19 protein-coding genes are annotated in these 23,083 nt (G+C 62.5%); 9 read left to right on the top strand and 10 right to left on the bottom strand.

All coding sequences use genetic code 11. From position 1 onward, the window contains the following. Position 1: 1 nt before the first annotated feature. From ACWNC0_RS14195 to murI, 4 genes are all read right to left on the bottom strand, one after another. Entirely contained in the window at positions 2-1,585 is a 1,584-nt protein-coding gene (locus ACWNC0_RS14195) for a cisplatin damage response ATP-dependent DNA ligase (protein WP_449472433.1), read from the bottom strand. Between the two features lie 142 nt (positions 1,586-1,727). Then, positions 1,728-2,720, bottom strand: a complete 993-nt coding sequence (locus ACWNC0_RS14190) for a ligase-associated DNA damage response exonuclease (protein ID WP_449472431.1) — start codon at positions 2,718-2,720, stop codon at positions 1,728-1,730. A 50-nt stretch (positions 2,721-2,770) separates the two neighbouring features. After that, entirely contained in the window at positions 2,771-3,991 is a 1,221-nt protein-coding gene (hemA, locus tag ACWNC0_RS14185) for a 5-aminolevulinate synthase (RefSeq protein ID WP_449472429.1), read from the bottom strand. 154 nt (positions 3,992-4,145) lie between these two features. Continuing rightward, positions 4,146-4,949, bottom strand: coding sequence for a glutamate racemase (gene murI, locus ACWNC0_RS14180; RefSeq protein WP_449472427.1), 804 nt, complete (start codon positions 4,947-4,949; stop codon positions 4,146-4,148). 132 nt (positions 4,950-5,081) lie between these two features. Between murI and plsY the strand changes: the two genes are divergently transcribed. The 3 genes from plsY to topA all read left to right on the top strand — a co-directional run bounded on the left by plsY (position 5,082) and on the right by topA (position 9,390). Continuing rightward, positions 5,082-5,681: a glycerol-3-phosphate 1-O-acyltransferase PlsY gene (gene plsY, locus ACWNC0_RS14175; protein WP_449474626.1), complete on the top strand. Its 600-nt coding sequence runs from the start codon at positions 5,082-5,084 to the stop codon at positions 5,679-5,681. Then, positions 5,678-6,760, top strand: a complete 1,083-nt coding sequence (gene dprA / locus ACWNC0_RS14170; RefSeq protein WP_449472425.1) for a DNA-processing protein DprA — start codon at positions 5,678-5,680, stop codon at positions 6,758-6,760. The genes plsY and dprA overlap by 4 nt, the downstream gene beginning before the upstream one ends. Positions 6,761-6,834: 74 nt before the next feature. Further along, positions 6,835-9,390 carry a type I DNA topoisomerase gene (gene topA / locus ACWNC0_RS14165; protein ID WP_449472423.1) on the top strand — a complete coding sequence of 852 codons (2,556 nt, stop codon included), beginning with the start codon at positions 6,835-6,837 and terminating at the stop codon, positions 9,388-9,390. 57 nt (positions 9,391-9,447) lie between these two features. On the opposite strand, the gene era is transcribed toward topA, so the two are convergent. The 4 genes from era to lepB form a co-directional block, all read right to left on the bottom strand. After that, positions 9,448-10,356, bottom strand: coding sequence for a GTPase Era (gene era / locus ACWNC0_RS14160; protein WP_449472421.1), 909 nt, complete (start codon positions 10,354-10,356; stop codon positions 9,448-9,450). A 37-nt stretch (positions 10,357-10,393) separates the two neighbouring features. Beyond that, the gene (locus ACWNC0_RS14155) at positions 10,394-10,678 is read right to left on the bottom strand and encodes a GIY-YIG nuclease family protein (protein WP_449472419.1); all 285 of its coding nucleotides are present in this window, start codon (positions 10,676-10,678) and stop codon (positions 10,394-10,396) included. 78 nt (positions 10,679-10,756) lie between these two features. After that, positions 10,757-11,470 carry a ribonuclease III gene (gene rnc, locus ACWNC0_RS14150; RefSeq protein WP_449472417.1) on the bottom strand — a complete coding sequence of 238 codons (714 nt, stop codon included), beginning with the start codon at positions 11,468-11,470 and terminating at the stop codon, positions 10,757-10,759. Beyond that, the gene (lepB, locus tag ACWNC0_RS14145) at positions 11,425-12,249 is read right to left on the bottom strand and encodes a signal peptidase I (protein WP_449472415.1); all 825 of its coding nucleotides are present in this window, start codon (positions 12,247-12,249) and stop codon (positions 11,425-11,427) included. The genes rnc and lepB overlap by 46 nt, the downstream gene beginning before the upstream one ends. A gap of 180 nt (positions 12,250-12,429) precedes the next feature. Between lepB and pgi the strand changes: the two genes are divergently transcribed. Together pgi and gor are read left to right on the top strand one after the other, a co-directional pair. Continuing rightward, positions 12,430-13,935, top strand: a complete 1,506-nt coding sequence (pgi, locus tag ACWNC0_RS14140; protein WP_449472413.1) for a glucose-6-phosphate isomerase — start codon at positions 12,430-12,432, stop codon at positions 13,933-13,935. A gap of 67 nt (positions 13,936-14,002) precedes the next feature. Beyond that, positions 14,003-15,349 (top strand): glutathione-disulfide reductase, encoded by a 1,347-nt coding sequence (gene gor, locus ACWNC0_RS14135; RefSeq protein WP_449472412.1) that lies wholly within the window; start codon positions 14,003-14,005, stop codon positions 15,347-15,349. Between the two features lies 1 nt (position 15,350). Here gor and ACWNC0_RS14130 read toward each other — a convergent pair whose 3' ends face one another. Continuing rightward, positions 15,351-16,067 carry a 2OG-Fe dioxygenase family protein gene (locus tag ACWNC0_RS14130; protein ID WP_449472410.1) on the bottom strand — a complete coding sequence of 239 codons (717 nt, stop codon included), beginning with the start codon at positions 16,065-16,067 and terminating at the stop codon, positions 15,351-15,353. Between the two features lie 72 nt (positions 16,068-16,139). Continuing rightward, entirely contained in the window at positions 16,140-17,555 is a 1,416-nt protein-coding gene (locus ACWNC0_RS14125) for a helix-turn-helix domain-containing protein (protein ID WP_449472408.1), read from the bottom strand. 123 nt (positions 17,556-17,678) lie between these two features. On the opposite strand from ACWNC0_RS14125, the gene ACWNC0_RS14120 reads away from it, so the two are divergent. The 4 genes from ACWNC0_RS14120 (at position 17,679) to bioB (ending at position 23,055) form a co-directional block, all read left to right on the top strand. Next, complete coding sequence (locus tag ACWNC0_RS14120; protein ID WP_449472406.1) at positions 17,679-19,211, top strand: acyl-CoA carboxylase subunit beta; 1,533 nt, start codon at positions 17,679-17,681, stop codon at positions 19,209-19,211. Positions 19,212-19,299: 88 nt separating this feature from the next. Further along, the gene (gene mce / locus ACWNC0_RS14115) at positions 19,300-19,737 is read left to right on the top strand and encodes a methylmalonyl-CoA epimerase (RefSeq protein ID WP_449472404.1); all 438 of its coding nucleotides are present in this window, start codon (positions 19,300-19,302) and stop codon (positions 19,735-19,737) included. A gap of 166 nt (positions 19,738-19,903) precedes the next feature. After that, the gene (gene scpA / locus ACWNC0_RS14110) at positions 19,904-22,057 is read left to right on the top strand and encodes a methylmalonyl-CoA mutase (protein ID WP_449472402.1); all 2,154 of its coding nucleotides are present in this window, start codon (positions 19,904-19,906) and stop codon (positions 22,055-22,057) included. Further along, positions 22,054-23,055, top strand: coding sequence for a biotin synthase BioB (gene bioB / locus ACWNC0_RS14105; protein WP_449472400.1), 1,002 nt, complete (start codon positions 22,054-22,056; stop codon positions 23,053-23,055). Before scpA ends, bioB begins: the two co-directional genes overlap by 4 nt. Positions 23,056-23,083 lie beyond the last annotated feature (28 nt).

Here is a 23,083-nt window from a genome sequence, read left to right as displayed (position 1 = left end):
ATTAACTTACCAGTCTTCTCAAGCCTTCGACCGTATCCGCTTCCGCCGCAGGCTTGTCTCGTCTGATCCGGGCAATCCTCGGGAAGCGCATCGCCAAGCCGGACTTATGTCGCTTGCTGTCGTGGATGCTGTCGAAGGCGACTTCCAGCACCAGTGACTTTTCCACCTCGCGCACGGGGCCGAAGCGGTTGACCGTGTTCGTGCGCACGAAGCGGTCTAGCCACTTCAGTTCCTCGTCGGTGAAGCCGCTATAGGCCTTGCCGACCGGGAGCAGTTCGCCTTCCTCGGTCCAGCAGCCGAAAGTATAGTCGGAATAGAAGGACGAGCGTTTGCCGTGGCCGCGTTGGGCGTACATCATCACGCAGTCTGCGGTCAGGGGATCCCGTTTCCATTTATACCAGAGCGCGGCCTTGCGTCCGGCGACATAGGGGCTGTCGCGCCGCTTTAGCATCACGCCTTCGATGGCGGCGTCGCGGGCGCCTGCACGGATCTGGCCAAGGGTTTCGAAGTCGGGGGCTTCGATCAGGGCAGAGATGTCGAAGCGGTCGGGGTTTAACATCGGGACGATGGTTTCGAGGCGGGGGCGGCGCTCGGCCCAAGGGAGGGGGCGGAGGTCTTCGTCGGCGTGGAGGAGGATGTCGTAGAGGCGGACGAAGGCGGGGTAGTCGGCCATCATCTTGGCCGTCACCGCTTTTCGGCCGAGGCGTTGCTGGAGGGCGTTGAAGCTCGCCGCTTCTCCGCCCTGAAATTCGCCTTTGACGAGGAGTTCGCCGTCGAGGACTGCGTGGGCGGTGAAGGCTTGCGCGATTTCGGGGAAGCTGCCGCTGATGTCGTCTCCGGCGCGGCTGTAGAGGCGGGTCTGCTCGCCCGTGCCGACGATCTGGATGCGGATGCCGTCCCATTTCCATTCGGCGGCATAGTGGGTCAGGTCCACGCTGTCGGCTTCGAGCGGGTGGGCGAGCATGAAGGGGCGGAAGAAGGGCGTGCCTGCGGGGTCGGGGCGACCGGACCTGCCCTCGGCCCAGTCGAACAGGGCGGTGTAGGGCGGGGAGAGGGCGTGCCAGCATTCCTCCACATCATCGACATCGAGGTTGAAGGCTTGGGCGAAGCCGGTCTTGGCGAGGCGGGCGGAGATGCCGACCCGCAGGCCTCCGGTGGCGAGTTTCAGGAGGGCGAAGCGGCCGGAGGCGTCCAGGTGGTCCATCATTTGCGCGAGTGTATCGGGGGCGGCGGCGCGGCTGACGTTGTGGAGGCGATCGACTATGGCGGAGAGGGTGAGGGTGGCGTCGTCCATTTCCGCGGGCTGGTTTTCGGGCTTGGGCCAGAGGAGGGCGACGGTTTCGGCGAGATCTCCGACATAATCGCGGCTCATTTCGTAGAGGACCGGGTCGGTGCGGGCGCGTATCATTTCGCCGATGGCTGAGGCTTTGACGGCTTTTATGCCGAGATTGCCGGTTAGGGCGGCGAGCGCCCAGCCTCGATCGGGGTCAGGGGCTTCGCGCATGTAGCGGGCGATGAGGTCCAGCTTGCCGTTGCGGGAGCGGGTGTAGACGAGGCCGTCGAGGAGTTGGGAGAATTGTCTCACAGAATGAAACCTCTCGTCCGTTCGGGCTGTCCGAATGAGCCGCTTATCTCGTTCGAATGTCGAAGCCCTTTACTTCCCTTCAAGAAAGATAAGCCCTTCGACAGGCTCAGGGCGAACGGGGATAGAGGGCGTTTGGTGATCATCAACCCTCATCCTCATCTTCGCGGCCGACCAGTTCGAGGGCGCGGGCGCGCATCTGGTGGGTCATGCACCAGTGGAGCAGAGCTTCTTCGCGGCCGTGGGTGATCCAGGTTTCGGTGGGGGCGACTTCGCGGATGGTGCTGGTCAGTTCATCCCAGTCGGCATGGTCGGATATGACGAGAGGGAGTTCGACATTCTTCTGCCGGGCGCGCTGGCGGACGCGCATCCAGCCTGACGCCATGGCGGTGATGGGATCGGGCAGGCGGCGGCTCCAGCGGTCGTTGAGGGCGGAAGGGGGCGAGACGATGAGGTGGCCTCGCATCTCCTTTGCTGGGATGCCCGTCGCGGGGCGGAGTTCGCCAAGGTCGATGCCGAAATCCTGATAGAGCGCGCACATGCGCTCCATCGCGCCGTGGATGTAGATGGGGTCATGATGGCCGCGCGCGCGGACTTCCCAGATCAGGCGTTGGGCTTTGCCAAGTGCATAGGCGCCGACGAGGACGCAGCGGTCGGGATGGGCGTGGAGGGCGGCGAGCAGGCGGTCGACTTCGCTGCCTGTGTCAGGGTGGCGGAAGACGGGGAGGCCGAAGGTCGCTTCGGTTACGAAGATGTCGCAGGGGACTGGTTCGAACGGTTTGCAGGTGGGGTCGGGGCGGCGTTTGTAATCCCCGGTGACGACCACCCTCTCCCCCGCATGTTCAAGCAGGATTTGCGCCGAGCCGAGTACGTGGCCTGCGGGAATGTAGGAGATGTCCACCCCGCCCATGCGAATCTGCTCGCCGTAGCCGACGGGCGTCCCGCTCGCCGTGCCGTAGCGCAGCGCCATGATGGCGAGGGTTTCTTGCGTCGCCCAGACATGGCCGTGGCCGCCGCGCGCGTGATCAGCATGACCGTGGGTGACGAGCGCGCGTTCGGCTGGCTGGGATGGATCGATCCAGGCGTCAGCGGGGCGGACGTATATTCCGGTGGGGTGCGGTTCGATCCAATGGGGCATATCCATCCAAGAAGATGGGAAATGCCCCTATTGTTCCGCAAGAGGTCCGGCTAGGCGGCCTTCTTGAGTTCCAGCTCCAGCCGATCCCAGATTTCGACGAGCGCCTGAACCAGGTCCTGCATCATTTCCACCGTATGCGCGGGGCCGGGCGTGAAGCGCAGGCGTTCGGTGCCGCGCGGGACGGTGGGGTAGTTGATGGGCTGAACATAGGCGCCATATTCGGCGAGCAGGATGTCGCTGATCCGCTTGGCCTTGACTGGGTCGCCGACCATCAGCGGGACGATGTGGGTGACGGACGGCATGACCGGCAAGCCCGATTCCGCCATCAAGCGTTTGAGCGTAGCAGCGGCGACCTGCTGGCCTTCGCGCTCTTCGTTCGACTGCTTGAGGTGGCGGACGCTCGCGAGGACGCCCGCAACAAGGACGGGCGAGAGCGATGTCGTGAAGATGAAACCCGGTGCGTAGCTGCGGATCACATCGACGATCATCTGATCGGCCGTGATATAGCCGCCCATGACGCCGAAAGCCTTGCCCAGCGTGCCTTCGATGATCGTCAGGCGATGCGCGACATCGTCACGTTCGGAAATGCCGCCGCCACGCGCGCCATACATGCCGACCGCATGCACTTCGTCCAGATAGGTGAGCGCGTTGAACTCGTCGGCCAGGTCGCAGATTTCGGCGATGGGGGCGACGTCGCCATCCATCGAATAGACGCTTTCAAACGCGATCAGCTTGGGAGCGTCGGGATCTTCTGCGGCGAGCAGCTCGCGCAAATGATCGACGTCATTGTGGCGGAAGACGCGCTTTTCACAGCCGGAATTGCGGATGCCCGCGATCATCGACGCGTGGTTCAGCTCGTCGGAAAACACGATGCAACCGGGCAGCAGCTTGGCGAGGGTGGAGAGCGCCGCTTCGTTCGACACATAGCCGGACGTGAAGAGCAGAGCCGCTTCCTTGCCATGCAGATCGGCCAGTTCAGCCTCCAGATCGACATGATAATGGGTGTTGCCGCCGATGTTGCGGGTGCCGCCGGAGCCTGCGCCCACATCGTGCAGCGCCTCTTCCATCGCGGCTACGACCTTGGGGTGTTGCCCCATGGCGAGATAGTCGTTGGAGCACCAGACGGTGATGGGCTTCGGGCCATTATGGCCGTGGAAGCAGCGGGCGTTAGGGAAGGCACCCTTGTTCCGCAGAATATCGATGAACACGCGGTAGCGGCCTTCGCTGTGAAGCCGGTCGATCGCCTGCGCGAAGATATGCTTGTAGTTCACGTAACGCCCTAGTCCCTTAGTGGCCCGCATTCCCCTCTTGCGGGCGTTTACCTGCTGCCGCGCGTCATTACCAGCGATAACCGTTCGCAGCGTTAGGGAGAAATACCTATCACGATGATAGAGGAAATTGGGAGTGGACCAAAGGTCTCACCCCTCAAAGCGCTTCCATCTGGGTAAGGCCGAAGTCAGCCAGCGCCGGGGCGAGCGTCGCGACGCTATTGTCGAGGCGCGTGAACACGGCTTTTCCGGACGGGGGGGAGGCTGGCCAGCCCTGTCCTTGGGTCAGGTAGGCGATGCGGCGCGCGATGCCCTCCCCGCCGTGGACGAAGGTGAGGGGCCTGGGCGCGGCGGCCGCGAGTTCCGCCTCCACCAGCGGGAAGTGCGTGCAGGCGAGCACCACCGTGTCCATAAGGTCGCCGCCGGGCTGATCGAGAAGACCAGCAAGAGCGTCGCGGGCGATAGCGGGGTTCAAAGGCTCGCCGCGCAGCTTTGCTTCGGCCAGCTGGACAAGGGCGGCAGAACCGTGACGCAGGACGGTGCAGTCTGCTCCGAACTCGGCCGTGAGGCGATCGACATAGGGCTGTCGCACGGTGGCATCGGTGCCTAGCACGCCGAATACGCGACTTTTGGAAAGAAGCGCGGCTGGTTTGATCGCGGGGACGGTGCCGACGACGGGGATGTCCAGCGCGGCGCGGACAGCGGACAGAGCGATGGTCGAGGCGGTGTTGCAGGCGATCACGGCGAGGCGGGGGCGGAAGCGTTCGACCAGGCGACCGAGCAGGGCGGGCACGCGGGCGGCGATCTCCGCCTCGCCCTTCGTTCCATAGGGGAAGCCTGCGCTGTCGGCGGCATAGACGATAGGGGCGTTGGGCAACGCTGAGCGTGCTGGCGCGAGGATGGAGAGCCCGCCAACGCCGGAATCGAAGAAGAGCAGGGGGGCTGATGGAGCGACCTTCATTATGGCGCACATGTCGCGGGTGAGGATGAGGCTGTCAATATTTCGGAGCAACCGTCGGCGTGTGCGTCAATGCAAAGCTTGCCCCCCGCGGCGGCAACGCTATGGTCGCGCCGCAATCATTTCGGCGAGATCATGAACCCTCCCTGGCTACTTCCCGCATTCGTCCTGCTGATATCCTATCTGCTGGGCTCCATACCCTTTGGCCTCCTGTTGACGCGCATCACAGGTGCCGGAGATTTGCGGCAGATCGGGTCGGGCAATATCGGCGCGACCAATGTGTTGCGGACGGGGCGCAAAGGGCTTGCGGCGGCGACCTTGTTGCTCGACTTGCTGAAAGGCGCGGCGGCCGTACTGATCGGCGCGGCGTTGATCGACAATGGCGGACCGATGGCGGGCGCGATGGCCTTTATCGGGCATTGCTATCCTGTGTGGCTGCGCTTTGCGGGTGGCAAGGGCGTAGCGACGATGATGGGCGTGGTGACCGCGCTGCACTGGCCTGCGGGAATAGTTTTTGCGCTTGTATGGCTCGCGGCGCTGTTCGGGACGAAATGGTCTTCAGTCGGAGGCATGGCGGCCGGGATCAGCGCCCCGATCGCGATGTGGTTCATGGGCCGGATCGACCTGATACCCGTCACGCTGGCAATGACGCTGATCCTGTTGTGGCGGCACCGGGCCAATATCGCGCGGCTTGCGAAGGGGACCGAACCCAAGATCGGGGCTGCCAAAGAGTGAGCGAGCAGGAGCGGTTCGATCGCCTCCGCCTGATCCGTTCGCCCCGCATCGGGCCGGTTACTTTCCGGCAGTTGATGGCGCGCTTCGGAAAGGCGGGAGATGCTTTGCGGGCGGTGCCGGAGCTTGCCGCAAGAGGCGGCGGGAAGGCGGCAGTGGCGGACGCAGGCGCCGTCGAGCAGGAGATTGCCCGCAGCCGGGCGCTCGGTGCGCGCTACCTGCTGATGGGGGATCAGGATTATCCGTTTTTGCTGGAGCAGATGGATGGTTCGCCGCCTGCGTTGATTGTGCGCGGCGATGTGGGACTGGCGGGGCGGCAATGCGTGGCCATGGTGGGTGCGCGAAATGCTTCTGCCGCCGCTTGCCGTTTCGCGCGGACGCTGGCGCAGGAATTGGGACAGCAGGGCGCGGTGGTGGTGTCGGGCCTTGCGAGGGGTATCGATACGGCCGCGCATCAAGGGTCGGTGGGAACCGGAACGATCGCGGTTATCGCCTGCGGCATCGATGTCGTGTTTCCGCCGGAGAATGGCGACTTGCAGGAGCAGGTGGCGAGCGAGGGTTTGCTGGTTACGGAGCATCCTCCCGGTACGCAGCCGCTCGCGCGTCACTTTCCAGCGCGTAATCGCATCATTGCTGGACTGGCCGCAGGGACGGTGGTCGTGGAAGCGGCGCCCAAATCGGGATCGCTCATCACGGCGCGCCTGGCTGTCGAGGCCGGGCGGGAGGTTATGGCGGTGCCGGGATCGCCAGCCGATCCACGTGCGCAGGGTTGCAATCACCTGATCCGCGAAGGCGCGACGCTGGTGCAGAATGGCGCGGATGTGATCGAGGCAATTGGAGGCATCGACGCGCGCATGGTGCGGCAGGGGCGGCACGACTTTAGCGGCGCGCCGGTCTCGTCTGATGTGGCGGGCCAGGAGCGGGAGGTCGTTCTGGGTCTGCTGGGTCATGCGCCGGTGCCTGTCGATGAAGTCATTCGTCTATCCAGCCTTTCCCCAGCCATTGTTCAGACCGTGCTGCTGGAGTTGGAATTGGCAGGGCGGCTGGAACGTCATGCGGGCGGCAAGGTAAGCCTGTCGTGACGCTCTTGACGCGGGGGGCAACCGCCTTCCAGACTCGCGCGTGTACGTGAGAGAACTCAAAAACCGGGGCATTAATGCAGCTTGTCATCGTTGAATCGCCGGCCAAGGCGAAGACCATCGAGAAATATCTGGGTGGGGATTTCCACGTCCTCGCCAGCTATGGCCATATCCGCGACTTGCCGCCGAAGGACGGGTCGGTGGACCCCGACGCGGGCTTTGCCATGCAGTGGGAGAATTATGGCGACAAGGGCAAGCAGCTCAAGGCCATCACAGATGAGGCCAAGAAGGCGACCCGATTGATTCTCGCGACTGACCCTGATCGCGAAGGGGAAGCGATCAGTTGGCATGTGCAGGAAGTGCTGCGCGCGAAGAAGGCGCTGCCTGCGACCGTGGACCGGGTGACCTTCAACGCGATCACCAAGGCCGCAGTGCTGGACGCGATGGCGAAGCCGCGAGCGCTGGATGAAGATCTGATCGACGCCTATCGGGCGCGGCGGGCGCTGGACTATCTGGTGGGCTTCACGCTGTCGCCGGTATTGTGGCGTAAGCTGCCGGGGGCGAAATCCGCCGGACGCGTGCAGTCGGTGGCGCTGCGTCTGGTGGTTGAACGTGAGCGTGAGATTGAGAGCTTTGTCGCTCAGGAATATTGGTCGGTCGCGGCCGAGATGGAGCAGGGCGGGCAGGGCTTTACCGCGCGTCTGGTGCGTTGGAAGGGCGAGAAGATCGACCGGCTGACCATCGGCAAGGAAGGCGACGCCATGGCCGCGAAGGCGGACGTGGAGGCCGGGCGCTTCACCGTCGAGAAGGTCGAGACGAAGCCTGTTTCGCGCAATCCCCCCGCGCCGTTTACGACTTCGACGTTGCAGCAGGAGGCCGCGCGCAAGCTTGGCTTCTCCGCCAGCCATACGATGCGGATCGCGCAGCAACTGTATGAGGACGGCGCGATCACCTATATGCGTACCGACGGCGTGCAGATGGACGGCAGCGCCATTTCCGCCGCGCGCAAGGCGATCGCGGAGCGTTATGACGGCGGATATTTACCCGAGAAACCGCGCCAATATCAGACCAAGGCCAAGAATGCGCAGGAAGCGCACGAGGCCATTCGTCCCACGGAGTTCGGGCGGGACAAGGTTGGATCGGGCGATCATGCGCGGCTGTATGACCTGATCTTCAAGCGCGCGCTGGCGAGCCAGATGGCTTCGGCGCGGCTGGAACGGACGGTGATCGATCTGGTCGATGGCACGGGACAGCATGCATTGCGAGCGACAGGTCAGGTGGTGATCTTTCCGGGTTTCCTGGCGCTCTACGAAGAGGGGCGCGACGATGCCGAAGATGACGACAGCAAGCTGCTGCCGCGTCTCGTGGCGGGCGATGCGCCTGCCAAAAAGAAGGTGACGGCGGAGCAGCACTTCACCCAGCCGCCGCCGCGCTATTCGGAAGCGTCGCTGGTCAAGAAGCTGGAGGAGTTGGGCATCGGGCGGCCTTCCACCTATGCCTCGACTCTGCAGGTTCTCAAGGACCGCGACTATGTGCGGGTGGAGAAGAACCGCTTCTTCGCCGAGGAAAGTGGACGGCTTGTGACAGCGTTCCTTGAGCGCTTCTTCGAACGCTATGTGTCCTACGACTTCACGGCGGGCCTTGAGGATGAGCTGGACGAAATTTCGGGCGGCCGGGCGCAATGGCAGGCCGTTTTGGAGGCCTTCTGGCGCGACTTCAAGCCCAAGACCGCCGAGGTCATGGAGCAGAAGCCTTCCGACATCACGGCTGAACTGGATAAGTTCCTGGAGCCGATGCTGTTCCCGCCGAAGGCGGACGGCAGCAACCCGCGTGCCTGCCCGATGTGTGGCGACGGACAGCTGGCATTGCGTGGCGGCCGGTTCGGCGCGTTCATCGCCTGCTCCAACTATCCGGAGTGCAAATTTACGCGCAAGTTCGGGCAACCGGGCGGCAGTGATGGCGGTGATGACAAGGGGCCGGAGGTGCTGGGGCAGCATCCCGAAACCGGGCAGGACATCGTGCGCAAGTCCGGGCGCTTTGGTCCCTATATCGAAATGGGCGAGGGCAAGGAGGCCAAGCGCGGATCGATTCCCAAGGACCTGCCCGATGGCGAGATGACTCTGGATTGGGCGGTGAAGCTATTGAGCCTGCCGCGTGAGGTCGGGCTGCATCCGGAAACGGGCAAGCCGATCGTAGCGAATATCGGACGCTTTGGACCTTATCTGCTGCATGACGGCAAATATGGTCGGCTGTCTTCCACCGCCGAAATTTTCGAGGTGGGGATGAATAGCGCCGTCGCCAAGCTAGCCGATGCGGCGAACAAGGGCGGGCGCGGTGGCGCGTCGCGCGAGCCTTTGAAGGTGCTGGGCAAGCATCCGCGTACCGAGGCCGAGATCAAGTTGATGGCGGGGCGTTATGGGCCTTATGTCACCGACGGCACGACCAATGCGACCTTGCCCAAGACGATCGAGCAGGATGCCTTGACGCTGGAGGAAGCGGCGCAGTTGATCGACGCGCGGGCGGCTGCGGCGCCCGCGAAGAAGGGTAAGAAGAAGGCGGCGCCCAAGAAAGCTGTGGCTAAAAAGCCAGCGGCGAAGAAGGCTCCGGCTAAGAAGAAGGCGGCGGCGGAGTAATCCGCCACCGGAATAAGCAGCGTACTCCTGCCCGGGCAGGAGTACGTGGCTCTAAGACTACTCCACCCAATCGAGCCCGATGTCGCGGTAGATGAAGCGGTCGTCTTCCCAATCTTCCTTCACCTTGACGTGGAGGTAGAGGTGGACCTTGACGCCCAGCAGCTGCGCCAGTTCGGCCCGAGCCTTTGAACCGATTTCCTTGAGGCGCTGACCGCCCTTGCCGAGTACGATGGCACGCTGGCTGGAACGGCCGACAAGGATCTGCTGATGGATTTCGACCGAGCCGTCTTCGCGTTCCTTATACTGCTCCGTATCGACCGCGGCCGCGTAAGGCAGTTCGGCGTGGAGCTGGTGATAAAGCTGCTCGCGGGTGATTTCGGCGGCCAGCATGCGATCGGTTGCGTCGGAGACCTGATCTTCCGGGAAGTGCCAGGGGCCTTCGGGCATGGCATTGGCGAAGGCGGTCTTGAGCTCGGGCAGGCCGTCGCCGGTCCCTGCGCTGATGAAGAATGTCTCTTCGAAGCCAATCCGTTCGTAAAGCTTCTGGGTGTGGACCAGCAGCTTCTCCTTGATGGCGATATCGACCTTGTTGAGGATCAGCCATTTGCGTTCGGGCCGATGTATCAGCGCTTCGATGATCGGCTCCATCTTTGAACCGAGGCCCGCCTTCCCATCGACGATCAATGCGATCAGGTCAGCGCCTTGCGCGCCGCCCCATGCGGCCTGAACCATGGCGCGATCAAGGCGGCGCTTGGGTGCGAAGATGCCGGGTGTGTCGACCAAGACGATCTGCGTGTCGTCTTCGATAGCGACGCCCATGACGCGGGTTCGAGTCGTCTGCGCCTTGGGACTGGTGATCGCGACCTTTTGGCCGACCAGGGCGTTGACCAGCGTGGATTTACCAGCGTTGGGGGCGCCGACTATGGCGATGACGCCGCAGCGTTGGGATTCAGGATCAATCGTCAAACAAAAACTCCGTTCGCCCTGAGCTTGTCGAAGGGCTCTACTTTAATTTTGGGCGCGCCAATGTGGAGATTAGTCTCCAATCTTCTCGGATCAGAGCGAGCTTTTTGGCTCTGCTCCAGCCCTTGATTTGGCGTTCGGCTGCTAGCGCCTCCATACGTGTTCCGAACTCCTGCGACCAGACCAGTTTTACCGGGCGACGGTTTTGCGTGTAGCCAGGGATCGCGCCGGCTTCATGCTGAGCGATCCGGGTTTGCAGATGGTCCGTGTGGCCGGTGTAAAAGCTGCGATCGCCGCAATGGAGCATGTAGGTGTGGAAAGGCATGTTGGCTCGAAGAAGGGAAGTGAAGCCCTTCGACAAGCTCATGGCGAACGGGGTAAGTAGCAGGTTGGAAGACGGGGTTCAGCCGTTTAGCTTATCCAACAACGCCTTCGCCGCAGCCGTCTCCGCCTCTTGCTTGCTTCCCCCCGTTGCGCTCGCTTCGCCCGCGCCCTTGATACTCACCGTGACCGTGAAGCGCAGCGCATGGTGCGGCCCGGATCGGTCGGTCATCGCATATTCCGGGGGCTTGCGGCGATTGGCGGCGGCCCATTCCTGAAGGGTGGACTTGGGATGTTTGGGCGCGCTTTCCTGCGTGTCCACGCGGTCGGCCCAGAGACGACGCACCAGCCCGCGGGCATCGTCAATGCCTGCTTCCAGATAAAGCGCGCCGATCAGGGCCTCCATGACGTCACCCAGCACATTATCGCTGTCGGCCGCGCCGTCGTCGCGGGCTTGTTTGCCGAGGATGAGATGCGTGGGGACGCCAGCCGCGCGCGCAACTTCGGCGCACGTTTCACCCGACACCAGCGCGTTGAAGCGGCGCGACAGCTTGCCTTCGGGTTCTCCCGAGAAACGCTCATAAACCCATTCGGAAACGATCAGGCCAAGCACCCGATCACCGAGAAATTCCAGCCGTTCATAATTGACGGCATTTGCGCTGCCATGGGTAAGCGCCTGACGGAAAGGCGCCTCGTCCTTCGGCGCTCGTCCGATCAGCCCGGCGAGCCAGCCAGACGTGTCGGCCTTTGTCAAAAGCCTTCCCCGATCCGGTTCCAGCGGGCTGCGGTGAACCATGTCCAGGGGAGCAACCAATTGGCGCTGCCATCGGTCGAGAAGACGGAGATCATCGCCTTTCCAACCAGATTTTCCTCGGGCACCAGCCCGATGCCGCCGCCTTCGACCGCCGGGAAGCGGCTGTCTGCGCTGCGATCACGATTGTCGCCCATCATGAACAGATGGCCCTCGGGCACCAGCACCGTGTCGCGGTCGTCGGCCGCGCCGTCGGGGACGAGGTCGAGGACATTGTAGCTTTTGCCGCCGGGCAATGTCTCACGATATTGCGGATAACGGCACTGACGCCCGCCGCTCGCTGCATCTTCCTCGAACTTCGGGCGGTAACAGGGGGAAGGGCTGCCCTCCTTGGCTGCAGCATCGACCATGTTAGGTGAGACGGGGATGACGAGGTCGGCGACCCTCTGTTTCCGAATGGCCTGACCGTTCAGATAGACCGTGCCCCCGCGTACCGAAATCATGTCGCCGGGCAGGCCGATCACCCGCTTGATATAATCAATCTTCTGGGTAGGCGGCGCCTTGAAAACCACCACATCGCCGCGCTGGGGCGTGGATGCCAGGATTCGGCCGGGGATCAGCGGCAAGTTGAAAGGCAGCGAGTAGTGCGAATAGCCATAGGGCCATTTGGCAACGAGCAGATAGTCGCCGATCAACAGGCGGGGCTGCATCGATTCAGACGGTATATTGAACGGAGAGACGATGAAGCTGCGCAGGACAAAGACGAACACCGCCAGCTTAGCGAGAAACCAAAGGAAGTCCCGCGTTTCGGATTTTGCGCTCATGCTATATTGTCTAGTCCTTCGATCCGCCTTGAAAACAGGCCGTTGCGGCTTTTGCTGCGTTGTAAACCCGCCGTCAAGCATAGCGGGCGATGCATTGGCCGTTACGCTTGGGTAAGAGACGGGAGAATCGACAGGTGCGGCGTCGTCGCTAACCACGGAAAAAAGAGGATTTACCCTTCCATGTCCAGCCCTGCACTGGAAGCCATTGCGGCCATCCCGCAGCCCGAATTGAAGTCCATCTTCACGGCGGACCCGAACCGGCTGAGCAAGTTCACGCTGACCCAGGGGCCTATCCGTTTCGACTGGTCCAAGACGCATCTGACCAGCGATCTGCTGGACGGCTTTCTGAAGCTGGCCGAGGAAAAGGACTTCGCCAAATGGCGTGACGCCTTTTTCGCGGGCGAGCCAATCAATAATAGCGAAGGTCGCGCCGCCGAACATCCCGCCGAACGGGGCGAAGGCAATGCGGAAAGCGTTTCGCGGGCAAAGATGCTGCATGCCCGTATGCGCGCGCTGATCGACGCGATCGAGGGGGAGGCGCTAGGCCCGATCCGTCACATCCTGCACATCGGTATCGGCGGGTCGGCGTTGGGACCTGACCTCATCATCGACGCGCTGGGAGGCGACGGTGCCCGCTATGACGTGGCGATCGTGTCCAATGTTGACGGGATCGCTATGGAGCGGGCGATCGCGCGCTTCGATCCGGAAACGACACTGATCGCCATTGCGTCCAAAACCTTCACCACCACCGAAACCATGCTCAACGCCGCAAGCGCGATCAACTGGCTTGTCGAGGCCGGGGTGGATGATCCCTATGGCAAGGTGATTGCGCTGACCGCCAATCCCGACAAGGCGATCGAGTGGGGCGTGGATGAAACGCGAATCCTGCCATTTTCCGAGACGGTGGGTGGGCGTTATTCGCTCTGGTCGTCCATCGGCTTCCCTGCTGCGCTGGCGCTTGGCTGGGACGCGTTTGAAAGCCTGCTGGAAGGCGCGGCGGCCATGGATCGGCATTTCCGGCTGTCCGATCCTGCTCATAACGCTCCCCTGATCGCGGCTTTTGTGGACCAATATTATGCGCGTGTCGTGGGGTGCCAGACGCGCGCGCTTTTCGCCTATGACGAGCGGCTGCGGCTGCTGCCATCCTATCTCCAGCAGCTGGAGATGGAGAGCAACGGCAAGAGCGTGACGCGCGATGGCCAGCCTGTCGATGGGCCGACAGCGCCGATTACATGGGGTGGCGTGGGCACGGACGCGCAGCATGCCGTGTTCCAGCTTCTGCATCAGGGGACTGTCGTGGCGCCGGTCGAATTCGTCGCTTCGATCGAGCCTGGCCATGCTCTGGATCCGGCGCATCACCGGGCGCTGCTGGTCAACTGCTTCGCGCAAGGAGCGGCGCTGATGCGGGGCAAGGAAAATGCGGCCGATCCCGCCCGCGCCTATCCTGGCAACCGCCCGTCCACCACCATCCTGCTGGAGGATGTGACGCCCGATGCGCTGGGCGCGCTGATAGCCTTTTACGAGCATCGTACCTTTGCCAACGCCGTGCTGATGGGGATCAATCCCTTTGATCAATTCGGCGTGGAACTGGGCAAGGAAATGGCCAAGTCGATCGAGGCGGAAGGGGCAAAGGGCTTCGACCCCTCGACCATGGCACTGATCGAGCTGGCGCTGGGTGGCGCGTAAAACCCCAAGATGATTGTAACTCCGCTGGATAGCCGCCATATCCGGCCTCCATCCAGCGGAGAGCAGCATGACCGACTACGATTTCGACCTTTTCGTCATTGGTGCGGGATCGGGAGGGGTTCGTGCGTCGCGCGTGGCAGCGGCGCATGGCGCGAAGGTCGCCGTCGCCGAGGAATATCGGGTTGGCGGCACCTGCGTTATCCGGGGCTGCGTGCCCAAGAAGCTCCTGATCTACGGTGCCCATTTCGCCGAGGATCTGAAGGATGCGCGGCGCTTTGGCTGGCATGTCCCCGACTGCGATTTCGAATGGAAAGTCCTGCGCGACAATGTGCTGGCCGATGTCGATCGGTTGGAAGGGCTCTACAGGAACACGCTGGAGAGCCATAAGGTCGAGTTGATCGCGGAACGCGCCACGATCATCGGGCCGCATTCGGTGAAGCTCTCAAGCGGCCGTGAAATCAGCGCCAGATACATCCTTGTCGCGACGGGGGCCTGGCCCGCGATCCCGGAGATGGAAGGAGCGGAGCATGGCATCACGTCCAATGAGGCCTTCCATCTGGAGGACGCGCCCAAGCGGATGGTGATTGTCGGCGGCGGCTATATCGCCAATGAATTTGCGGGCATATTCCATCAGCTTGGCAGTCATGTGACCATCGTCAACCGATCATCGACGCTGCTGCGCGGCTATGATGAGCAGATCCGCGATCGGCTGCTCCAGATTTCCACGATGAAAGGCATCCAGTTCCGCTTCAATGCGGAGATGGATCGGATCGAGAAAAATGAGGATGGCACGCTTTGCATGCATTTCAGCAATGGCGATCCCATCCCCTGCGATACGGTGATGTTTGCGACGGGACGCCAGCCGCATGTCGAGGGGCTTGGCCTTGAAAATGCGGGCGTGGAGCTGGACGACAAGGGTGCGATCAAGGTCGATGAATATAGCCGCACGAGTTGCGAGAGCATCTATGCGGTCGGCGACGTCACGAACCGGCTGCAATTAACGCCGGTCGCCATCCGGGAAGGTCATGCTTTCGCCGACACGGTGTTTGGCGACAATCCCAGGACCGTGGATTATGAATGCGTCCCGTCCGCCGTATTCAGTCATCCGCCCCTGGCTGGCGTAGGATTGACCGAAGCCCAGGCGAAGAACAAGCTGGGGACGGTGAAGGTCTATACTTCAGACTTCCGCCCCATGAAGAACGTTCTTGCGGGCCGGGACGAACGCGCGCTGTACAAGATGGTGGTGGATGCGACCACAAACCGCGTGGTCGGGTTGCACATGATCGGGCCGGATGCGCCGGAGATTCTACAGGCTGCGGCGGTGGCGGTGAAAGCGGGACTGACCAAGCAGCAGTTCGACGACACCGTGGCACTCCACCCCAGCATGGCCGAGGAACTGGTCCTGCTGAAATAGGTCAGCGGGCCGCCGCGAAGGTCACGACCAGCGCGTCGCGCCACGCGGCTTGCCGTGGATCGATCGGACGGATTTCGGTGACGCCGTGCAGGATGCGGCGGTCGTCTATCAACACCGTATCCCCCGGCCGGGCGAGGGTGAACTCTCCCAGCGCCGTACCATCGGGCGCGCCGATGCGGGTCACGCCTTCGTCCACATTGCGCCGCTCGATCAGCATCACCAGGACCCAGTCCACTCCGTCGCGGTGGAGTCCCTCAGGCGTCGGGCGGCCGATATGGTCCTCGCGCGTTTCGATACGGAACTGGTGCATTTCGACATGCCACTCCCGTGCGCTATCGGCTCCGAAGTTTGCCGCGCAAAAAGCAAAGATCGCCTGCGTGACAGGATTGTCGATCGTCTCCTGATGGACGGGGTCGAACCAGCGCTGCACGTCGCCGTTCAGCGGGTTATAGTCGCGGCTCTGAAAATGTGGCTGGTGCGGCTTGCGCGTAAAATGTCCCCGCTCATAGCGAAATGCGGCATGCCGCCGCCGACGATAACGTCCCCCGTCCGCCATGTAGAGATCAGGGCCAAGGTCGTTCCAGCTATCGGCGAATTGCGTCCAGCATCCTTCATCGGCTTCCAGCATCGCCAGCATTTGAGGTCCGGCGATGCGGGCAAAACCATCGCGCATTAGGTCTGCCCGCAATTCGGCGCCGTGAAAAAGGCCGTGGTCCATAAGTCCGATCTTAAGCAGCCGGAGAAGCCCGCAAAGGGCCAGTTTTCGCAAGCTGGGTGCTGGCGAGGCGGATCAGCCGATCCAGTAAGGCACAATCTGGCGGTTGTCTGGATCGACCCGGATCGGCCGGTCGGCGGGCGGGAAGGCGCGCTGGTCGCAGCTTTGGCGCGGGCAGAGGCGGCAGGTTATGCCGATGGGGGTGGCTGCCCCCTCCATCTCCAACTGTAGCCCGTCGGCATAGACGAAGTTCGCCGCATGGGCGACTTCGCATCCCAAAACAACGGCGTAGCGACGCGGGGTGCGCGAATAGCTGCCCGAAGGCTTTACCAAACCCTTGGCCATGGACACATAACGCACGCTGTCCGGCGTTTCGCCGAGCTGGACATTGATGCGGTCGGGTATCGCGACGGCTTCATGTACGTTCCACAAGGGGCAGGCGCCACCGAAACGGGCGAATTGCAGGCGGGTGGCGCTGTGCCGCTTGGTGATGTTACCCGCCATGTCGACGCGGCAGAAGAAGAAGGGGATGCCGCGCAGCCCCGGTCGCTGAAGGGTTGAGAGGCGATGGCAGGCCTGCTCGAAACTGACGCCGAAGCGACGGCTGAGGCGATCTATGTCATGGCGGACTTCCCGCGCGGCTTGCCGGAATTGGGCATAGGGCATCAGCAGGGCGCCCGCCGCATAATTGCCCAACCCTATGGCGAGGAGGCGGTCGGCGCCTTCCACCGGCAAGGCAGCCCGGTTCACGACGTCGGCAATCACGGCCTGCCCCTCCAGCATCATCAGCTGATGGGACAGCATGAACTTGCGGCTTTCCGTTGGGAGAGCCGCGTTAACAAACAGGCGGCGATCGTTCGATGAGTAGGCACGCAGGGCGGAATCGGGCGTGTCGGCGATCAGCGTTTCAATGCCGTGGCGGCGGGCGAGAGCCTCCACCAGCATGCCTTCGTCCAGAACTTGCCCGGCCGTGAAGCTGGAGGCCATGTCTTCCGCCAGGCAATCGAGCGCGTGGACATAATTGCCCGCCTCATGAAACCAGTCGCGCGCCGCTTCCCAGGGCAGGCGTGCCTGCACTTCATGATCGTTGGCGATCGCTTCTTCGATCATGTTGATGCGCTCATTCGCGCGCATATGGGCGTTGTAGAGGTCGATGTAGCGGGCTGCGAACTCCGGAAATTGGAGGTGCAGCTTCTCGATCCTTTCCGGCTCCATCAAAGGGCCGGGAAGCTCGGGATGGGCCAGCGCATAGGTGAAGGCGCCGAGCAACTGCTCTTCCTCGCGGCTGTCGAAGCTGGCCCAATCAGTGGGGAAGGCGCTGGCAACGGCAGCCTTTACCTTGGCGGTCAGGGGGCGGTCGTCATTTTCCAGCTGGCTGAGATAAGAGACGGAAATCCCCAACGCCTGCGCCATAGTGGCCTGGTCCATCCGGTGGTCCAGGCGGAGCTGCCGCAGCCGTGGACCTGCGAAAATACGATTGCCTCTTGCCATGCGCGGCTCTTAATTTGCGAAATCGTGATTTGCAAATTGGCAAATTTGCATTTGCGAAAAATGCGAAAGCAGGGAAAGGGGACAGATGAAGCCGACCGTCCCGTTGCCGGAGAGATATTCTATATGTCGAAGCTCGCCATTATCGAACAGCTGGAAGCCAAGCGCGAGGCCGCGCGCCTCGGCGGTGGCCAGCGCCGTATCGACGCGCAGCATGCCAAGGGCAAGCTGACCGCACGGGAGCGTTTGCAAGTCCTGCTGGACGAAGACAGCTTTGAAGAAGTCGACATGTATGTCGAGCATAACTGCGTCGACTTCGGCATGAACGAGCAGCATATCCCGGGCGATGGCGTTGTCACTGGATCGGGCACGATTAACGGCCGCCTGGTCTTCGTCTTCAGTCAGGACTTTACCGTTTATGGCGGCGCGGTGTCCGAACGGCACGCGATGAAGATATGCAAGATCATGGACATGGCGCTGAAGGTCGGCGCGCCCGTGATCGGCCTTAACGACTCCGGCGGCGCACGCATTCAGGAAGGCGTTGCTTCGCTCGCTGGCTATGCCGAAATCTTCCAGCGCAACGTGCTGGCGTCCGGCGTGGTGCCGCAGATCAGCGTGATCATGGGACCGTGCGCTGGCGGCGCGGTCTATTCGCCTGCCATGACCGACTTCATCTTCATGGTGAAGGATTCGAGCTTCATGTTCGTGACCGGCCCCGATGTGGTGAAGACCGTCACCAATGAGATCGTGACCCAGGAAGAACTGGGCGGCGCGGTGACCCACACGACCAAGTCGGGCGTGGCGGACGTGGCTTTCGAGAATGATATAGAGGCGCTGCTGGCGACCCGCGATTTCGTGGACTTCCTGCCCGCATCGAACAGGGAGCCGGTGCCCGAGCGGCCGAGCGCTGATCCGTGGGACCGGATGGAAGAGAGCTTGGACACGCTGATCCCGGCCAATGCGAACCAGCCCTATGACATGCATGAGCTGATCCGCAAGGTTGTGGACGAAGGCGACTTTTTCGAGGTTCAGCCTGCCCATGCGGGCAACATTCTCTGCGGTTTCGGACGGATCGAAGGCAAGACGGTTGGGATCATCGCCAACCAGCCGATGGTGTTGGCGGGCGTTCTGGACATCAATTCATCGAAGAAGGCGGGGCGTTTCGTCCGCTTCTGCGATGCGTTCGAAATTCCGATCGTGACCTTCGTCGATGTGCCGGGCTTCCTGCCGGGCACCGCGCAGGAACATTCGGGCATCATCAAGCATGGCGCCAAGCTGCTGTTCGCCTATGCCGAAGCGACCGTGCCGAAGATCACCGTCATCACGCGCAAGGCCTATGGCGGCGCCTATGACGTTATGTCGTCCAAGCATCTGCGCGGCGACCTGAACTATGCATGGCCGACCGCCGAAATCGCCGTGATGGGCGCGAAGGGGGCAGTCGAGATCATTTTCCGCGGCAAGACGCCGGAAGAAATCGCGGAAAAGACAAAGGAATATGAAGACCGCTTCGCCAATCCGTTCGTGGCGGCGGGCAAGGGCTTCATCGACGAGGTGATCCAGCCGCATTCGACCCGCAAGCGGATCGCTCTGGGGCTGCGCAAGCTGCGCAACAAGAGCCTGGAGAATCCGTGGAAGAAGCACGACAATATTCCGCTTTGATTAGATAAGCGTCATGCCAGCGGAAGCTGGCATCTCGTGCCTCACGAGACCCCAGCTTTCGCTGGGGTGACGAAGTAGGGAAGATGTGATGAAACTCGGTCGCTTGAACCATATCGGCGTGGCGACGCCTTCGCTGGAAGCGTCGCTCGCTTATTATCGCGACGTCATGGGCGCGACGCTGTCGCACGAGCCCTTCGACCTGCCCGCGCAGGGGGTGAAGGTGTGCTTCGTTGATACGCCGGGCGAAAATGGCACGGAAGGCACCCAGATCGAACTGATCGAGCCTCTGGGCGAGAACTCGCCCATTCACGGCTTTATCGCTAAGAACCCGGCCGGTGGGCAGCATCACATGTGCTATGAAGTGCCCGACATTCATGAGGCCAAGGCCTGGTTTGAAGGGCTGGGCAAGAAGGTGCTGGGCGAACCGCGTATCGGCGCGCATGGGACGCTGATCTTCTTTGTTCACCCCAAGGATATGAACGGGGTTCTGACGGAGATCATGGAGACGCCGAAAGAGGCGCATTGAATTCACCCCTCCCGCAAGCGGGAGGGCAGCGAGACTTGGGTCTGCGCAGCAGGCCCTAGTCGCAGCGGGGTGGGCGAGACAGCCCGCTCCAACTTCGGCTAGGCGGCAAGCCGCCAAGCCTGCGTATCCTCTCCCGCCTGCGGGAGAGGAATAAGGGTAGGGACAGATGACCGACAAGCCGACGCTGGATCAGTGGGCGACCGCCGCCGCCAAGGAAGTGAAGGGCAAGGATTTGAACTGGGAGACCCCGGAAGGGATCACCGTCAAGCCGCTCTATACTGCCGAGGATGTGACGGTCGAACCGGGCTTGCCGGGCTTTGCACCGTTCACGCGCGGGGTTCGCGCGTCGATGTATGCGGGGCGTCCCTGGACGGTCCGGCAATATGCGGGCTTTTCCACCGCCGAGGAATCCAACGCCTTCTATCGCCGCAACCTGGCCGCAGGGCAGAAGGGCCTCAGCGTCGCCTTCGATCTCGCTACCCATCGCGGCTATGACAGCGACCATCCGCGCGTCGTTGGCGACGTTGGCAAGGCCGGTGTGGCGATCGATAGCGTCGAGGACATGAAGATCCTGTTCGACGGCATTCCGCTCGACAAGATGTCGGTTTCCATGACCATGAATGGCGCGGTGATCCCGATCCTCGCCTTCTTCATCGTTGCTGGTGAAGAACAGGGCGTCGAGCGCAAGCTGCTGGACGGAACCATTCAGAACGACATTCTGAAGGAGTTCATGGTCCGCAACACCTATATCTACCCGCCCGAACCGTCGATGCGGATCATCTCCGACATTTTCGGCTACACCTCGCGCGAGATGCCCAAGTTCAACAGCATCTCCATCTCCGGCTATCATATGCAGGAAGCGGGCGCGACGCAGGTCCAGGAACTGGCCTTCACCATCGCGGACGGCGCGGAATATGTGCGCTACGGCGTGGCCTCGGGCCTCGACATCGACAAGTTCGCGGGGCGTCTGAGCTTCTTCTTCGCCATCGGCATGAACTTCTTCATGGAGATCGCAAAGCTGCGCGCCGCCCGTGTGCTGTGGCATCGTGTCATGACGAAGCTGGGCGCGCAGGACGAGCGTTCGAAGATGCTGCGCACCCATTGCCAGACATCGGGCGTCTCGCTGACCGAGCAGGACCCGTATAACAACGTCATGCGCACCACCATCGAAGCGATGGCGGCGATGCTGGGCGGCACGCAGTCGCTGCACACCAACGCGCTGGACGAGGCGATTGCACTGCCGACCGACTTTTCGGCCCGCATTGCGCGCAACACGCAGATCGTCATCCAGGAAGAGACGGGCATGTGCAATGTCATCGATCCGCTGGGTGGCAGCTATTATGTCGAGGCGCTGACCCAGCAACTGGTCGATGCGGCGCAGGAGATCATCGACCGCGTGGAATCCGAAGGCGGCATGGCGAAGGCCGTGGCGGCAGGATGGCCCAAGGCGATGATCGAGACGGCGGCGGCTGCCCGTCAGGCGCGGGTCGACCGGGGCGAGGATGTCATCGTCGGCGTCAACAAATATCGTTTGGCGAACGAGGACCTGCTCGAAACGCTGGAGGTCGACAACAGCAAGGTCCGCGAAGCGCAGATCACTCGCATCAACCGGGTCAAGGCGGAGCGGGATGAGGCGAAGTGCCAGGCCGCGCTGGAATCGCTGCGTCAGGCGGCTGCCGGTCCGCAGTCGATCGAAAACAATCTCCTCGCCCATGCGGTGGAAGCGGCGCGTGCGCGTGCGACGCTGGGCGAAATTTCCTCCGCGATGGAGGACAGCTTCGATCGCTACGGCACCGTGCCGACGCCGGTGAAGGGCGTTTATGGCAAGCCTTATGCACAGGATAGCCGCTGGAAACAGGTTCTTGACGGCGTGCAGGCCGTCGAGCGGCGCCTCGGTCGCAAACCGAAACTACTCATCGCCAAGATGGGACAGGACGGCCACGACCGGGGCGCCAACGTGATCGCGTCCGCTTTCGGGGACATGGGCTTCGACATCGTGTCCGGCCCGCTGTTCCAGACGCCGGAGGAAACGGTGGTGCTGGCGCTGGATAGCGGCGTGGACGTGGTGGGCGCTTCGTCGCTGGCCGCAGGGCACAAGACGTTGATCCCCGAACTCATCCGCCAGCTGCGCGAAAAGGGCCGCAACGACATCAAGGTGATCGCAGGTGGCGTGATCCCGCCACAGGATTATGACTATCTCCGTGACGCGGGCGTGCAGGGCATTTATGGACCGGGCTCCAATGTCGTGGAATGCGCCGCCGATGTGCTGCGCCTCCTCGGCCACAACATGCCCCCCGCGGGGCTGGAGGAAGCCGCTTGACCGAGACTGCTGCCCGTATCGACTGGACCCGCGACGAAATCGCCGCGCTGTTCGATCTGCCCTTCAACGACCTGATGTTCGAGGCGCAGTCGATCCATCGCGCGAATTTTCCGCGCAATGAGGTGCAGCTCTCGACGCTGCTGTCGATCAAGACTGGCGGTTGCCCGGAAGATTGCGGCTATTGCAGCCAGTCGACCGAAGCGGAAAGCGGCTTGAAGGCCACCAAGCTGATGGACGTGCAGGCGGTGCTACAGTCGGCGGCGCAGGCGAAGGATCATGGTTCGGGCCGTTTCTGCATGGGCGCGGCGTGGCGCAATCCCAAGGAACGGGACATGCCCAAGCTCATCGAAATGGTGAAGGGCGTGCGCCAGATGGGCATGGAAACCTGCATGACGCTGGGGATGTTGTCGTCGGATCAGGCGAAGCAGCTCGCGGATGCGGGGCTGGATTACTATAACCACAATATCGACACCTCGCCGGAAAATTACGCGAACGTCATCACGACCCGGACCTTTGAGGACCGGATCGAGACGCTGGAAAATGTGCGTTCGGCGGGCATCAATGTTTGTTGCGGCGGTATTGTTGGGATGGGCGAGACGCGCTCTGACCGCATTGGCTTCCTCCATGCGCTTGGCACCATGCCGCATCCGGAGAGCGTGCCGATCAACGCGCTGGTGCCTGTGGCCGGTACTGTGCTTGGCGACATGCTGAAGGACACGCCGCTCGCCAAGATCGATGAGGTCGAGTTCGTTCGCACGGTCGCCGTGGCTCGGATCGTGATGCCGCAGTCGATGGTGAGGTTGTCCGCCGGCCGCGAGAGCATGAGCGAAGCCTGTCAGGCGCTCTGTTTCATGGCGGGCGCGAACAGCATCTTCACCGGCGACAAGCTGCTCACCGCAGCCAATGCCGGGGATGACAAGGATAGCGCGCTGCTTGCGAAGCTCGGGCTGACGCCGATGATGGCGCAGCCCCATGGGCATCTGGAAGCGGCTGAGTAACCGACACACCCACCTGCTCGTCACCCCG

Source organism: Sphingobium chungangianum (genome assembly GCF_977014255.1).
Note: the sequence above shows the minus strand (reverse complement) of the source record. Positions and strands in the feature narration are given on the sequence as shown.

What these genes read in the sequence shown, in the direction of transcription:
- ACWNC0_RS14190 (WP_449472431.1), bottom strand. Translation starts at nt 2,720, where the DNA reads ATGCCCCATTGGATCGAACCGCACCCCACCGGAATATACGTCCGCCCC.
- mce (WP_449472404.1), top strand. Translation starts at nt 19,300, where the DNA reads ATGAAACTCGGTCGCTTGAACCATATCGGCGTGGCGACGCCTTCGCTG.
- pgi (WP_449472413.1), top strand. Translation starts at nt 12,430, where the DNA reads ATGTCCAGCCCTGCACTGGAAGCCATTGCGGCCATCCCGCAGCCCGAA.
- ACWNC0_RS14120 (WP_449472406.1), top strand. Translation starts at nt 17,679, where the DNA reads ATGTCGAAGCTCGCCATTATCGAACAGCTGGAAGCCAAGCGCGAGGCC.
- rnc (WP_449472417.1), bottom strand. Translation starts at nt 11,470, where the DNA reads ATGGTTCACCGCAGCCCGCTGGAACCGGATCGGGGAAGGCTTTTGACA.
- ACWNC0_RS14130 (WP_449472410.1), bottom strand. Translation starts at nt 16,067, where the DNA reads ATGGACCACGGCCTTTTTCACGGCGCCGAATTGCGGGCAGACCTAATG.
- ACWNC0_RS14125 (WP_449472408.1), bottom strand. Translation starts at nt 17,555, where the DNA reads ATGGCAAGAGGCAATCGTATTTTCGCAGGTCCACGGCTGCGGCAGCTC.
- scpA (WP_449472402.1), top strand. Translation starts at nt 19,904, where the DNA reads ATGACCGACAAGCCGACGCTGGATCAGTGGGCGACCGCCGCCGCCAAG.
- gor (WP_449472412.1), top strand. Translation starts at nt 14,003, where the DNA reads ATGACCGACTACGATTTCGACCTTTTCGTCATTGGTGCGGGATCGGGA.
- plsY (WP_449474626.1), top strand. Translation starts at nt 5,082, where the DNA reads ATGAACCCTCCCTGGCTACTTCCCGCATTCGTCCTGCTGATATCCTAT.
- murI (WP_449472427.1), bottom strand. Translation starts at nt 4,949, where the DNA reads ATGAAGGTCGCTCCATCAGCCCCCCTGCTCTTCTTCGATTCCGGCGTT.
- topA (WP_449472423.1), top strand. Translation starts at nt 6,835, where the DNA reads ATGCAGCTTGTCATCGTTGAATCGCCGGCCAAGGCGAAGACCATCGAG.
- ACWNC0_RS14155 (WP_449472419.1), bottom strand. Translation starts at nt 10,678, where the DNA reads ATGCCTTTCCACACCTACATGCTCCATTGCGGCGATCGCAGCTTTTAC.
- lepB (WP_449472415.1), bottom strand. Translation starts at nt 12,249, where the DNA reads ATGAGCGCAAAATCCGAAACGCGGGACTTCCTTTGGTTTCTCGCTAAG.